The following is a 13,370-nucleotide window of genomic DNA, read 5'->3' as shown; positions in this document are numbered from 1 at the left end:
CGGGGAGCCTTTCATGCACTGTAAACATATTTTATTTCACCACTACCACACCATCTGCCACGATCACGATGTCTTTCTTTGGCTGAGTGATCTTCGCAATTTCTTCTTTGCTTTTACCGGCATCTTCCGCGAAATGTTTCAGCCTCTCCACAGAGGTTTCATTTACTTTGGCCACGCCTTCCAGCACCACGGTCTTGCCCACGATGTTCTGGGGCATGAAGAAACCATAGTCTTTGAACTTCACCATCACCGGTTCGCCGGAAGCCCTTTCCAGCTTCATGAAGCAGCCTTTTTTCTTGCATACTTCCACCACTTTGCCTTCAATTTTACCGGTATAAGCCGTATCGGCCTGCAATTTCGCGCCCAGGTCGGCCATGCCGATCGCTGCTTCCGCGTTGATGGATTTTCCATAGGTTACGCCAGGCTGGGCAGGGGCGATCTCCTGCTGGGCGAACGTTGCAGTGCTGCATAACAGGCCGCCCAGTAACAATACATATAACTTTTTCATCTGGAGGTATTTGTCCAAATATAGATATTTCCACTGCATCCAACTATATTAATATTATTTTAATTTGCAAATAATTTTAATATATATTTGTACTTTGCTCAAAAGGTTTATAATTTGGATCCTATATAAGAAAGTGTTAAAACCGAGTACACTGACAGGACACGGGTGCTGCTTTTGCAGCGCCTGTTTTTTTCCCGGGGTATCACTCTTCTCCCGCGATCCTGTTCACCGCCTCGCCAAAAGCCGCGCCGATCGGGATCACGGCCTGCCGGATGTAAACGCAGCTCCGGTCTATCCTGTCCACTTTATCGTTTGCCACAATATAAGAACGGTGCACCCTCGTGAAACGGGCCGCAGGCATCAGGGCCAGCGCTTCCTGCATAGACAGGCGGGAGAGCAGCTTTTTATCCGGCAGCACGAAGTTCACGTAATTGCCCGCGCTTTCGATGTAAAGCACATCCTGCAACTGGATCTTCAGCTGCTCGTAACCGCTTTTGATAAAGATGTAATCTGCCTGCACGGGGTTTTGCGCACGCTCCTGCTTCAGCTGCATGAGGCTGTGGGCCTTATTGCAGGCTTTCAGGAAACGGGCCAGGGAAAAGGGTTTCAGCAGATAGTCTATCGCGTCCAGCTCAAAGCTCTGCACGGCATGCTCCGAATAGGCGGTGGTGAAGATGGTCATGGGCGGCTCATGTAGGCTGCTCAGGAAGTCCAGCCCGGAAATATCCGGCATTTTGATGTCCAGGAAAATGAGGTCCACTTTTTCTTTACGGAGAAAGTCCATGGCTTCGAAGGCATTGGTGAACAAGGCTTTCAGCTCCATAAATGGCACTTTGGCCGCGTGCGCCTGTATCACGCTCAGGGCAACGGGCTCGTCGTCTATCGCAATGGCAGTCATGGTCATGTTATACAAGATACGGCAAATTACATTTTATGAAGGAGCAGTAAACGGCGCGCGGCGGCCCATAGCCGCTGGAAGCTCCGCCCATCCGTCTGTTCCCAATCCTTTACCAGCCTCTCCGCCTCGCGGCGGCGCTGGCTTTCGGTGAGCTGGAACAGGTGGTCCATCACTTCCTTGTCTGCCGCCGCTGCTCCTTCGTGGTAGTGCTCCTGTAGTTCTTTTTGTTTTTCCTTCGCCAGTTCAGACGATTGAACACTGCCTTCCGTAAGCGCGGCCAGGCGGGCGTCGTATTCGCCTTTGGGCATCAGCAGCTTGGTGAGCAGGGGCATCACTTCAATAAGGGTGATGATGAATACGATGAGGCGGTACCGTTGTTTTAGCGGGGGATGCTCGTCTGTGAGCTTGTTCAGCGCCTCCACCTGCGACAGGAACCCGTCTGTGAGCGTGGCGTGGTAAGCTGCTTCTTTCACGCTGTCTTCCGTCCTGATCAGCGCCAGCTTTTCAGCCTGTTCCAGCTTCAGCGGCTCCAGTTCATTTTTCAGCTTGCGCAATTCTTCCTCGGCCTTCAGGTACTCGCTTTTTTTGACGCGGGCAACGGCCATTTCGCCGATCTTCCCGGAGCCGCCGGTACCGTCGGTTTCACGGATATAGCCGTCTTTATATTCTTTTACCTGCGTTTCTTTCTGCACCAGCTGCTTTTCGTAGTTGGCGAGGTGCTGGCGGATATCTTTTGTTTTGAGCGCGTTGAACTCGGTTTGCTCCTTCCGGAACTTGTCCATTTTCTCCTGGCGGTCCAGCACCATCTGCGCATGGATATCCTTTTTGAACAGCATGAGCACAACGGGCTGTGAGATGAACAAACCGATGGTAATGGCCAGCAGCAGGCGGAAGGCGACGGGCATGAATTGCGGTTTGCCGCCGTTGCGGTGCATGGCGGCGATCAGGCTCCTGTCTATAGACAAAATAGCGAAACCGAAAAAAAGCGCCAGGCCGATGATGGCAATATCGTCCTGCACTACAGTGGAAAAGAAGTACCCCCAGGCCAACGCGGCAAACAGCCCGGTAACCAGCACGGCGATGCCGATGATGCGGTACCGCTCGCGGTCTGCCTGGCATTGTTTAAGAATATCCGCATCGGCGGTGGCCAGCCACCAGAGGAAGCGGGTGAAGCCATCCGGCTCATAGGGTTTCTGCTCTGCGGTGACCGGTTGTTGCTGTTGGTTCATTGTGTCGGTTTAAGGAATAGAACGATCTGGATTTATTTGGTGGTGGTGATGGTCAGGTGCACAAAAAACTCGCTGGCCGTTTCGCGGATGCTCAGCTCGTGACGGCCGGGATACAGCAGTTGCAGGCGGTTGCGCACGTTGGCAAGACCGATGCCAAGGCTGTGTTTCTCCGGGTCGTTGTCGGGCTTCTGGTGCACGCTGTTGTACGCGTCGAAATAGATGTGGTTTTTATCGCAGGAAAGCGACACTACGATCCAGGAACGGTTGCGGAGGCTGATGCCGTGCTTGAAAGCATTTTCCACGAAAGGGATCAGCAGCATGGGCGCAATATCGTGCTCACAGTTAGCTTCGTTGATGTTCACTTCTATCTTGATGTCCGGCGAAGCCTGCGTGCGCAGCTTCTGCAGTGCGATGTAATTTTGCAGGTAGCCCACTTCCTTGTCCAGCTCGATCTTCTCCTGGTTGTTCTCATGCAGCATGAACCGCATCATATCCCCCAGCTTCTGCACGCCTTCGCTGGTGCGGGGCGCGTTTTCCTGGAGAGCGGTTCCATAAAGGGTATTGAGCGCGTTAAACAAGAAATGAGGGTTGATCTGGGAACGCAGGAAGTCCAGATTGGCGGAAGAACGACCCAATGCCTTCTCCAGGTTCAACACCTCATTCTTTCTCGATAAACGGGTATATGACACTCCCCAGGCAAGGGGTATCACGAACATCACGTTGCAAAAAACGATCAGCAGGTAAATGGAAGTCATGCCACCGATCCGCGTACCCATATCTATCGTAATACAGGCGAACAAGGAAGATACCACCAGTATTAGCAGCAGGACGGGCAACAGTCTTTTGAAAGGCTGCTCCTTCCTGAGCAGCGGCTGGAAAACGTAACGGCAATAAGCCAGGTACGCCATGATGTATGCGGCGCCGCCCCAGCCAACAACCTGCACACGCGCCGGCCGGTTGTCTGCCACCATAATAAACAGGGTGAAAACCCAGAGGAACAGCAGCAGCACAAGGTCGAGCGGTGCTTTTTTCCAGACCTTCTTTTCCACCAGTATATTGTGCAGGTATGCGAAATACAGCAGCTTTACCAGGTGGTATACCACGTAACACAGTACAGCGGTAAATGTCACGATAAAAGCGCGCCAGCCGCAAAGATTATAAAAACTGCCCAGGCCGCGGTATCCCAGCATATACCCGAAGCGCCAGGTGAAGGCGATCGTCAGCATTCCCCAGTAAAACAGCAGTACGGCCGCGCTAAGGATAATACCCCATGCCAGCCCATCTTTCTTTTCAAAGAAAAAAGGGACCAGCCAGTTGTTGAGCGCGGCGAAAGTGAGGTAACTCACCGTGGCGATCAGCATTTTGGGCATCAGGAAATGCATGAAGCCGTCGAACTCCATGTTGTTCACCAAAAAACGTTCTTCCAGCCAGCCTGAATAAGCGGCCCCATCGGTATAGAGGGAAGGGAATATCATGGTGAATATCACCAGCAGGTAAATACCGGTAACCAGCCAGAATTCCGTTTTCCTGATTCTTTCCATTTAATATTTCTTTCATGCAATATTAGTGAACAGTTCTCCGGTTTTTACCGAAATGGGATGAAACAGGGGGAATATGGTATGAAACCCTGCGTTTTTTATACCTTTGCATCCATGGCAAAAGTAAAAGTCGGATACGTACAGATGAGCTGTTCTGCAGACAAGGCGCAGAACCTTTCCAAAGCCATCACCAAAGTGAGAGAAGCCGCAGCCAAGGGTGCGCAGGTGATCTGCCTCCAGGAGCTGTTCACTTCCCTGTACTTCTGTGATGTGGAAGATTATGAGAACTTCAAACTGGCGGAACCCATCCCCGGCCCTTCCACGGAATCGCTGGGCGCAGTGGCCAAAGAGCTGGGCGTGGTGATCATCGCTTCCCTCTTCGAAAAAAGGACGGAAGGATTGTATCACAACACCACCGCCGTGCTGGATGCGGATGGCGCTTACCTCGGCAAATACCGCAAGATGCACATCCCGGACGACCCGGCTTATTATGAGAAATTCTACTTCACCCCGGGCGACCTGGGTTATAAAGTATTTAAAACAAAATTCGCCACCATTGGCGTGCTGATCTGCTGGGACCAGTGGTATCCCGAAGCCGCGCGCATCACTTCGCTGATGGGAGCGCAGATCCTTTTCTACCCCACCGCTATCGGCTGGGCTACGAGCCAGGACGAGGCTACGAACGTGGAACAATACAATGCCTGGCAAACTATGCAGCGCAGCCATGCCGTGGCCAACGGCGTGCACGTGGTGAGTGTGAACAGGGTGGGCTTTGAACAGGACGGCGCCATGAAGTTCTGGGGCGGTTCCTTTATTGCCAACCCCTTCGGCTCCATCCTCCACCAGGGCTCCCACGAAGCGGAAGAAGTGACCGTGCTGGAACTGGACCTTGATAAAACGGACCGTTACCGCACCCACTGGCCTTTCCTGCGCGACAGGAGGATCGATTCCTACCAACCTATTACCAAAAGATATATTGACGACGAAGCATGACGCAGCCAACTCCCAAGCAACTAGGGTATTATTTTCCGGCAGAATTCCATCCTCATACCGCTACCTGGCTGAGCTGGCCGCATAAAGAAGCCAGCTGGCCCGGGAAGATCCATGCCATTTTCCCGCACTACGCCCGGTTTGTAAAATACCTGGCAGACAGTGAAAAAGTGCGCATCAACGTGGCGGACGAAGCCATGAAAACCTTCGCCACAGGGCATCTCCTGCAAGCGGGCGTGAACCTGCAAAACGTGGAATTCTTTTTCCACGCCACCAACGACGCCTGGTGCCGCGACCATGGCCCCGCATTCCTGATCAACCCAAACGCAGAACAGAAAAAGGCCGTGGTGGACTGGAATTACAACGCCTGGGGCGGCAAATACCCGCCGTTCGACCAGGATGATATCATTCCCACCCTGATTGCCAACCATTATCAACTGCCGCTGTTCAATCCCGGCATTATCATGGAAGGCGGATCGGTGGAATTTAACGGTAAAGGCACCATTCTCACCTCTACCTGTTGCCTGCTGAACGAGAACCGCAACCCGCATCTCAACCGCGGCCAGGTGGAAGAATACCTGTACCAGTACTACGGCGCAGAACAAGTGCTGTGGGTGGAAGAAGGCATTATAGGCGACGATACGGACGGGCACATCGACGATACGATCCGTTTCGTGAACGAAGACACGGTGCTCACCGTGATAGAGACCGACAAACAGGACGAGAATTATGAGCTGCTGCGGCAAAACCTCAAACAGCTGCAACAGATGCGCCTGCTCAACGGCAAACAACTGAACATTGTAACGCTGCCCATGCCCGACCCTGTTGTGTTTGAAGACCAGCGCCTGCCCGCGTCCTATGCCAATTTTTACATCAGCAACAAATACGTGATCGTACCTACTTTTCAATGCAAAAAAGACGATGAAGCGTTGGGCGTGATCGCGGAATGTTTTAAAGACCGTGAAGTGGTGGGTATAGACAGCACCGATATTATCTGGGGCCTTGGCAGCTTCCACTGCCTGAGCCAGCAGGAGCCGGAGATATAGTTCCTACCGGTACATTGAAAAAGGCAGCTTCGCGAAGCTGCCTTTTTATTTGGTTTCTTTCAGAGAATGATCACTTCCGGCGCATTGCTCCTCGGGCCTAATTCGTTTGTTGTGAGCAGGTTGAACCTGGGATTGGTACTGCCCAGTTCTCCACAGGGCTTGCTGAACACGACCCTGCCGATACGGTGGTGCCTGATCACGTAAGTGCATAGCAGGCAGGGTTCCACATTGGAATAAAGCGTGGCGCCTGCAAGCTGGTAGCCTTTGAAGGTCGCGTCCAGCACAGCCATTACTTCCGCATGGCGCGTAACGTCCTTCAGCTGCCTGCTTTGTTCGATCCCTTCGCCGATGATCTGCCCGTCTTTTACGATAACGCTTCCTACCGCGCTTTCGCCTGCCGCTTTGGCTGCTTCGGCCAATTCCAGGCATCGGTCCAGGTAGAATTGATGCTCGTTGTTCATAGCTCAAAAATAACACCCATCCCTCGAAAATACCGGTGGAATTTATTACCTTAATCATCTCCCCCACCCCTAAATGCTATTGTATGACGCGCCCTGAAGCACTCAGCAAAAACGAACCGCTCGTATGGTCTTATGGCACAGGCACCGACGTATGGAACATGTTCCAGGCGGCCGCTGCCGGCGACCTGCCTGCCCTTCAGTCCCTCCTTGTCCGCGATCCGAAGCTGGTTTCCTGTGATTATGATTACCGCGGCCCGATGTATTTTGCCGTGAAAGAAAACCGTGTGGAAGCCGTAAAGTTCCTGCTGGAAAAGGGCGCCAATCCTGTGAATTCCGGGACATCGGATACGCTGTGGCAAATGGCAAAAGACCGCGGTTTCACTGAAATTCAGGCCCTGCTGGAGAAAGCAATGGGGCAGCACATCCATCCCGAAGGGCAAAAAATTGCGGCAGCAATCAAAGAAAGAGACCTGGTAAAAGTTAAAGCAATGCTGGATGCAAACCCGCAGCTGCTGCATGCGCCCGATGAACATACGAACCAGCCCATCCACTGGGCCGTCATGACACGCCAGCCTGAAATGATCGAATTATTGCTGGAACGCGGGGCCGATATTCATGCCCGGCGTTTCGACGGCGCACGCCCGATCCAGCTGTGCAACGGCGATTACGGCTTTCGGGGATGGCGCGATGTGCCCGCCGATAATCCAGCTACCCCCAAAGATATCTACCAGCTGCTGGTGAGCAAAGGTGCGAACGTGGACATCTATATGGCCAGCCTCACCGGCGACATCAACCGCGTGCGCCAGCTGCTCGATGAAGATCCTTCCCTCGTAAACCGCCTCTCCGATTACGTGACCTATTACCAGGGTTCCGGCTCCGCCATCAACAACGCTGCTTCAGGCGGGCACCGCGAGATCGTAAAGCTGCTGCTGGAGCGCGGGGCAGACCCGAACCTCCCCGAGCCAGGCATAGCCCCGAAAGGCCATGCCCTGCATTCCGCCGTGATCAACGGGGATATGGAAACCGTTAAACTGTTGCTGCAATACGGCGCGCATCCCAACGTGGAAATCGAAAGCTCGGCAGACACCCTTTCAGCCGCCATCCACCGCGACAACAAGCCGATGATAGCGTTGCTCTGCTCCTACGGCGCATACCGCAACGTGCATTTGCTGGCTTATTACAACGACCTGCTAACCGCCGCCGCCATGTTCGCCGCCAAACCCTCGCTGGCCGACAATGTAAATGCACTGGAAAATGCAGCCAGTGAAGGGCATGAATTATTCGTAAAGCTCATGCTCCGCTATCAGCCCAACCTTGCAAAACGTATTGCCGTTGGCGTTAGCAGCCGCGGGCCGCAGGAAGCGGTGCAGAGCAAAGAACTGAGAGATTACCTCTTCAGCCAGGGTATGGATGCCAACCACCGCAGCTGGCTGGGCATTACACCGCTGCACAAGTTCGCAGGCAACAACGATCTTGAAAATGCGGCCAGTTTCATAGAGCACGGCGCGGATGTGAATGCTTTGGATGAAGAAAATTCCACTACGCCCTTAGGTTACGCCGCGAAGCACGGCCATAAAGAGATGGTGGAATTCCTGCTGGGGAAGGGGGCAAACCCCGGCCTGCCGCAAGAGCATGCCTGGGCGCGCCCGCTGGCATGGGCAGAACGAAGAGGGCATACTGAAGTGGCAGCGCAGCTTGCCGGTCATAACAAGGGGGTATAACACAGCGGCTTTTTTTGTTACATTTATCCCTATGAATCTTTTAGGTAACATCATCTGGCTGATCTTCGGCGGCTTCTTCACATTTGTCGGGTATATGATCGGCGGGCTCGCGCTTTGCCTTACCATTATCGGCATCCCGTTTGGACTGCAATTATTCAAGATCGGGATACTTACGCTGATGCCGTTCGGCACGCAGGTGCGTGAAATACCCGGCTCTTCCGGCTGCCTGGCGACAGTGATGAATATCCTCTGGATATTCTGCGGCGGCATCTGGATCGCGCTGGGACATTTGCTCTTCGGCCTGTTGCTGGCCATCACGATCATCGGCATACCCCTTGCCCGACAGCATTTCAAGCTGCTTACGCTTACTTTCACCCCTTTCGGAAAAGAACTCTACAGCGCCTGAGATTTACACGTATAGCCGTTAAGGTTACTTATCACGCTTACCACTATTCCTTCCGGGAAAGTACCTGGAAACACCCACCGTATAGCCGTTAAGGTTATATTGAAATAAAAAACAGGCAGGTAGCTATTCCTTTTCCCCCTCTGCCAATTTCGGCCTGAACGCAGTCACCCTCTGCTCTGCGGGTTCTATTGACCTGAGGAAATAATACAATGCTTTCAGATCGTTGTCCGTCATTTCCTGGAAAGCCTTCCAGGGCATGGGACTTTCGGGATATGCCGCACCTGCCCGGAAACGCTGCACAAAATCGCCCGCGCTCCATTTCGCAAGCACACCTGTTGCCGGATGCGGCGTGAGGTTGGCCGAAGTGAATGTGCCGCTTTTGGTGGGCATTTCGTAGCCGCCGGCAAAAGGCGTTCCAATGAACTGGCCACTGCTCTTGTCGCGGTTGGTATGGCAACCGTGGCAATTCGCGACGTTTATGGCCAGGTATTTCCCATACTCCGCGGAAGTATCCGGCCGCAAAGCCGCAGGCGGCGGGGTTGCATGCTCATAACTTTTCATCAGGAAACGCATCACGCCTTTACCCAACACATTAAGATCGTGCTGCGGCACTTCGTGCACCACCGGTTTGGTGCTGCGCAGGTACGAGATCACGGCGGTAAGGTCCTCGTCGCTCATACCGTTGTAGGTCATAAAAGGGACCAGCGCAGTGCGGTCGTGTTTTACGTTAAAGCGGATGGCGCGGGCCAGCATTTCATCTGTATACGTGCCGATGCCCGTGGCTGCGTCGTTGGTGATGTTGGGCGCGTAGAGCGTGCCGAAGGGAAGTTTTATTTCAAGACCGCCAGACATGCCGCCGGAAGGGGCTTCCTGCAGGTTCTCGTGAGCGCCGGGCGTATGGCAGGCCCAGCAATGCGCCGGGCCCATCACAAGATATTCTCCGCGGGCTATCACCGCGGAATCTGTACTGGCCTTGATGCCAGTGGGCAAAGCGTCAAATTTCCGCTTGTAGGTAAGCTGGATGTACAGGATCAATAGAAGAATAAGGGTCGCTATGCCCAGGAATACCCTGAGCACCCATTTAAAAAATCGCTTCATCATGCAGGATTTTTGGGGTTTCGGAGGCGTTTTTACTCAATTCGGCCACCGGGAACAAAAGTAGATGGTTTACGGGCGGGCAAATGATGTATTTTGCGACAAATTCAATGCTTTTGACGCCATGGAATTCCAGCTTTCCATTATCAGGGACCTCATTTACGGCGCCGCTTCTCATGGCGCCAATTTCCACCAGCTCTGCCGGAAGGCGGGCGTTACACCCCAGGAACTCAGCGATGCGGAAAGAATGGTGCACTGGGAATATTCACCTTACCTCTGGGATCATATTGTGGAAATGACGGGAGACGAGCTGATCGGCCTGCATATCGGCCAGGAATCCCGCCCCACGGGCTACGGCATGATCGGCTACCTGCTGCAGTCATGCAGCAATTTCGGCGAGGTCATGCAGGCCGTATGCAGCTTCAACGACACCTTCTCCACCGTCTTACGTTATTCCCTGGAATATGAAGGCGACCTGGTGTATCTTTTCATGGAACCCATGCCGCTCTGGTGGAGCAAATACCCCAGCAGCGCACAGCAGGCGGCAGACATAGGCAAATCATCGGCCCTGCGCACTTTTCAGATACTCACCGGCAAACCCGCGCCGGTGGTAAAAGCATTGTTTACCTGCGGCAAAAAGCACGTCACGGAATACCAGCGTGTACTGCAGTGCGAGCTGGTATTCAACGCCCCCCGCGACGGCATTGCCTTTCACCGGTCCGTACTCGATGTGCCGGTAACCAGCCACGATCAATCGCTCTTCGCGCTTTTTAACAGCATGCTTACTGAAAAGCAGAAAAAATTGTCCGCGCGCAAAACATTTTCTGAAGAGCTGCGCCTGGCACTGTTGACGGATTTCAAAGGCCAAACCCCGCCGGTAGACGTAGCCGCCTCGCACCTGGGCATGAACACGCGCACCTTCCAGCGGAGGCTGGCGGAAGAAAACAGCAGTTACCGCGCCATTTGCAGCAGCCTGCGCAAGGAACTCGCGCTGGCCCTCATGGAAAGCGATAATAAAAATGTAAACGAAATAGCCGTGCTGCTGGGATATGCGGACCACACCAGCTTCCGCCGCGCTTTCAAAAATTGGACGGGGCTGCTGCCCAAAGCGGCCAAGGAAAAAATAAAATAGATCTTATGCCGGCACCTTCCCCATCTTTTCTCTTTCCCAGAAACGGTGCTGCTTCATGCCTTCCATAAAACTTTCCGCCAGCTTGCCGATGGCGTTGCCGGTGAAAACGCCCGGTGTTTCGCCTTCTCCAAACCAGGTAGATCGTCTTACATCAAGCGCATCCGCGTCTATAGCGATGGGTTTGCAGTGACGGTATGCTTCATTCAGGAAATGCAGCGCGTCTCCATTTCCCGCCAGTGCAGCCGTTCCGCCGGGCAGGTATACTGCGTCGTACAACACGGATGCAGCGGTGAGAAAGCTGTTCTTTACCGGCAACTCTTTACCTGTGTCGCCTTCCACCGTACCCAGCTTGGGTGCAATGATCTCTCCAACGGCGCCGGCTGCAAGCAATGCGCTGCGCATGGCTTCCACATTCGCTGCGTTCACGCCGTCTGCTGCCAGTATGGCCACCTTGCGGCTCCTGATCGTGTCTTTCAGCGTATTGGCCATGCTCAGTGCCGTGGAAGCGGTAATGGAACTTTTGACTTTTACAGGTTGGAAGTCCTGCGGGTTGCCATCCGCCGGGATACTGTGATTGACAGGATGTTCGGGCCGTGCCGGCACCTGCAGGCCCAGTGCATCTGCCACTTTCGTGGCCAGCCCTACATCGATCTGTGTAAGAATTCCTACCATCCTTTGCCTTACTTCCACGGTTTGCACTTTGCCCAGTTCAAAGCTCAGTGCATCTTCGAGATGGGCCTTCTCCGCCCCGGACTGGCTGTTGTAAAAAAGCGTGGCCTGGCTGAAATGATCGAAGAAGCTCTTGCTGCGGCCGCGCACTTTATGTGCGTCTACCCTTTCCGAAAAAGAATTATAACCGCCTTCCACCATCTTGGCCTGGAACGGGCAACCGCCGCCCAGCGAGTTGGGCTGGTAGCTGGTCCTGCCGCGGTTGATCTCCTGGCGCATGAAGCCGTCGCGCTGGTTGTTGTGCATCGGCGCCACGGTGCGGTTAATGGGTATTTCGTGGAAATTGGGGCCGCCAAGGCGTATCAGCTGCGTATCTGTATAGGAAAACAGCCTTCCCTGCAACAGCGGGTCGTTCGTAAAATCGATGCCCGGCACAATGTGGCCGGGGTGAAACGCGGCTTGCTCCGTTTCCGCAAAGAAGTTGTCGGGATTACGGTTCAGCGTCATCTTGCCTATTCTCTGCACCGGCACCAGCTCCTCCGGTATGATCTTCGTCGGGTCCAGCAGGTCGAATTCAAATTTATGTTCGTCTTCTTCGGGCACTAACTGCACGCCCAGCTCATACTCAGGGAAATGACCACTTTCGATTGCCTCCCAAAGATCGCGGCGGTGAAAGTCCGGGTCTTTCCCGGATATTTTCTGTGCTTCGTCCCACGCTACAGCATGCACGCCCAGCAATGGCTTCCAGTGGAATTTCACGAAGGTGGAAACGCCTTTCGCATTCACCAGCCTGAAGGTATGCACGCCGAAACCTTCCATCATGCGGTAGCTGCGGGGAATGGCGCGGTCGCTCATCAGCCACATGATCATGTGGGCAGATTCGGGCATCAGGGAAATGAAGTCCCAGAAGGTATCATGCGCGCTGGCAGCCTGGGGCATTTCATTATTCGGTTCAGGTTTCACGGCGTGTACGAGGTCCGGGAACTTAATAGCGTCCTGTATGAAAAACACGGGCATGTTGTTGCCCACCAGGTCGAAGTTGCCTTCGTCCGTATAAAACTTCACGGCAAAACCGCGCACGTCCCTGGCAAGGTCTGTTGACCCGCGCGAGCCTGCAACGGTGGAAAAGCGCACGAACACAGGCGTTTCCAGCGATGAATTGGTAAGAAATGCAGCGCGTGTATATTTGCTCATCTTATTATCATACACTTTAAACACGCCATGCGCGGCGGAGTCTCTTGCATGCACAATGCGCTCGGGTATGCGCTCATGGTCGAAATGCGTGATCTTTTCGCGCATGATAAAATCTTCCAGGAGCGAAGGCCCCCTGTCTCCTGCTTTCAGCGTGTTCTGATCATCGTTTACCTTAACTCCCTGGTTCGTGGTGAGAAACTGGCCGGTAGATTCTTCGGTATATTCTTCCAACTGTTGTTTTTTAGGGTCTTTGCTGTTCCCATTTTGCTGATTTGCCATAACCGTGATTTGTAATTATTTAGAAGGATAGTATATCACGGGAAATAGGCGCAATCAGTGCGCCAAAGCCTTACTGCTGTTGCATTCCGCGAGGGGAAAGGTTTTAGCCGGACAGTCGGGAACAAAAGGTGTGGAATTATCTACCCAGCGCATTTTTTTCAGAATATGGCGCTCAATTTGGCACGCGCATTGTTTGTTATTTCA

12 protein-coding genes are annotated in these 13,370 nt (G+C 53.5%); 5 read left to right on the top strand and 7 right to left on the bottom strand.

The window, feature by feature from the left end:
* Window positions 1–31: 31 nt before the first annotated feature.
* From R3I13_RS21295 to R3I13_RS21280, 4 genes are all read right to left on the bottom strand, one after another.
* Window positions 32–508: a DUF4920 domain-containing protein gene (locus R3I13_RS21295; protein ID WP_346319995.1), complete on the bottom strand. Its 477-nt coding sequence runs from the start codon at window positions 506–508 to the stop codon at window positions 32–34.
* A gap of 202 nt (window positions 509–710) precedes the next feature.
* Entirely contained in the window at window positions 711–1,412 is a 702-nt protein-coding gene (locus R3I13_RS21290) for a LytTR family DNA-binding domain-containing protein (protein ID WP_346319994.1), read from the bottom strand.
* A gap of 20 nt (window positions 1,413–1,432) precedes the next feature.
* Window positions 1,433–2,635, bottom strand: a complete 1,203-nt coding sequence (locus R3I13_RS21285; RefSeq protein ID WP_346319993.1) for a DUF4407 domain-containing protein — start codon at window positions 2,633–2,635, stop codon at window positions 1,433–1,435.
* Between the two features lie 32 nt (window positions 2,636–2,667).
* Window positions 2,668–4,176 carry a histidine kinase gene (locus tag R3I13_RS21280; RefSeq protein ID WP_346319992.1) on the bottom strand — a complete coding sequence of 503 codons (1,509 nt, stop codon included), beginning with the start codon at window positions 4,174–4,176 and terminating at the stop codon, window positions 2,668–2,670.
* A 111-nt stretch (window positions 4,177–4,287) separates the two neighbouring features.
* Here R3I13_RS21280 and R3I13_RS21275 point away from each other — a divergent pair, with 111 nt between their 5' ends.
* Entirely contained in the window at window positions 4,288–5,166 is an 879-nt protein-coding gene (locus R3I13_RS21275) for a carbon-nitrogen hydrolase (protein WP_346319991.1), read from the top strand.
* The gene (locus tag R3I13_RS21270; protein ID WP_346319990.1) at window positions 5,163–6,209 is read left to right on the top strand and encodes an agmatine deiminase family protein; all 1,047 of its coding nucleotides are present in this window, start codon (window positions 5,163–5,165) and stop codon (window positions 6,207–6,209) included. The genes R3I13_RS21275 and R3I13_RS21270 overlap by 4 nt, the downstream gene beginning before the upstream one ends.
* A 59-nt stretch (window positions 6,210–6,268) precedes the next feature.
* On the opposite strand, the gene R3I13_RS21265 is transcribed toward R3I13_RS21270, so the two are convergent.
* Window positions 6,269–6,670, bottom strand: coding sequence for a deaminase (locus R3I13_RS21265; RefSeq protein ID WP_346319989.1), 402 nt, complete (start codon window positions 6,668–6,670; stop codon window positions 6,269–6,271).
* Between the two features lie 83 nt (window positions 6,671–6,753).
* On the opposite strand from R3I13_RS21265, the gene R3I13_RS21260 reads away from it, so the two are divergent.
* Window positions 6,754–8,391, top strand: a complete 1,638-nt coding sequence (locus R3I13_RS21260) for an ankyrin repeat domain-containing protein (RefSeq protein ID WP_346319988.1) — start codon at window positions 6,754–6,756, stop codon at window positions 8,389–8,391.
* Between the two features lie 31 nt (window positions 8,392–8,422).
* Window positions 8,423–8,797 (top strand): YccF domain-containing protein, encoded by a 375-nt coding sequence (locus R3I13_RS21255; protein WP_346319987.1) that lies wholly within the window; start codon window positions 8,423–8,425, stop codon window positions 8,795–8,797.
* Window positions 8,798–8,920: 123 nt separating this feature from the next.
* Here the strand turns inward: R3I13_RS21255 and R3I13_RS21250 are convergent, their stop codons facing one another.
* Window positions 8,921–9,898, bottom strand: coding sequence for a cytochrome c (locus R3I13_RS21250; protein WP_346319986.1), 978 nt, complete (start codon window positions 9,896–9,898; stop codon window positions 8,921–8,923).
* A gap of 118 nt (window positions 9,899–10,016) precedes the next feature.
* On the opposite strand from R3I13_RS21250, the gene R3I13_RS21245 reads away from it, so the two are divergent.
* Window positions 10,017–11,024, top strand: a complete 1,008-nt coding sequence (locus tag R3I13_RS21245) for an AraC family transcriptional regulator (protein WP_346319985.1) — start codon at window positions 10,017–10,019, stop codon at window positions 11,022–11,024.
* Window positions 11,025–11,027: 3 nt separating this feature from the next.
* On the opposite strand, the gene R3I13_RS21240 is transcribed toward R3I13_RS21245, so the two are convergent.
* Entirely contained in the window at window positions 11,028–13,166 is a 2,139-nt protein-coding gene (locus tag R3I13_RS21240) for a catalase (protein WP_346319984.1), read from the bottom strand.
* Window positions 13,167–13,370: the final 204 nt, after the last annotated feature.

Source organism: Chitinophaga sp. YIM B06452 (assembly GCF_039655965.1).
Taxonomy (GTDB): domain Bacteria; phylum Bacteroidota; class Bacteroidia; order Chitinophagales; family Chitinophagaceae; genus Chitinophaga.
This window is presented reverse-complemented; position numbering and strand designations above follow the sequence as displayed.

Coding starts and splice junctions, on each gene's coding strand:
- R3I13_RS21295 (WP_346319995.1), bottom strand. CDS start 508: ATGAAAAAGTTATATGTATTGTTACTGGGCGGCCTGTTATGCAGCACT.
- R3I13_RS21290 (WP_346319994.1), bottom strand. CDS start 1,412: ATGACCATGACTGCCATTGCGATAGACGACGAGCCCGTTGCCCTGAGC.
- R3I13_RS21285 (WP_346319993.1), bottom strand. CDS start 2,635: ATGAACCAACAGCAACAACCGGTCACCGCAGAGCAGAAACCCTATGAG.
- R3I13_RS21280 (WP_346319992.1), bottom strand. CDS start 4,176: ATGGAAAGAATCAGGAAAACGGAATTCTGGCTGGTTACCGGTATTTAC.
- R3I13_RS21275 (WP_346319991.1), top strand. CDS start 4,288: ATGGCAAAAGTAAAAGTCGGATACGTACAGATGAGCTGTTCTGCAGAC.
- R3I13_RS21270 (WP_346319990.1), top strand. CDS start 5,163: ATGACGCAGCCAACTCCCAAGCAACTAGGGTATTATTTTCCGGCAGAA.
- R3I13_RS21265 (WP_346319989.1), bottom strand. CDS start 6,670: ATGAACAACGAGCATCAATTCTACCTGGACCGATGCCTGGAATTGGCC.
- R3I13_RS21260 (WP_346319988.1), top strand. CDS start 6,754: ATGACGCGCCCTGAAGCACTCAGCAAAAACGAACCGCTCGTATGGTCT.
- R3I13_RS21255 (WP_346319987.1), top strand. CDS start 8,423: ATGAATCTTTTAGGTAACATCATCTGGCTGATCTTCGGCGGCTTCTTC.
- R3I13_RS21250 (WP_346319986.1), bottom strand. CDS start 9,898: ATGATGAAGCGATTTTTTAAATGGGTGCTCAGGGTATTCCTGGGCATA.
- R3I13_RS21245 (WP_346319985.1), top strand. CDS start 10,017: ATGGAATTCCAGCTTTCCATTATCAGGGACCTCATTTACGGCGCCGCT.
- R3I13_RS21240 (WP_346319984.1), bottom strand. CDS start 13,166: ATGGCAAATCAGCAAAATGGGAACAGCAAAGACCCTAAAAAACAACAG.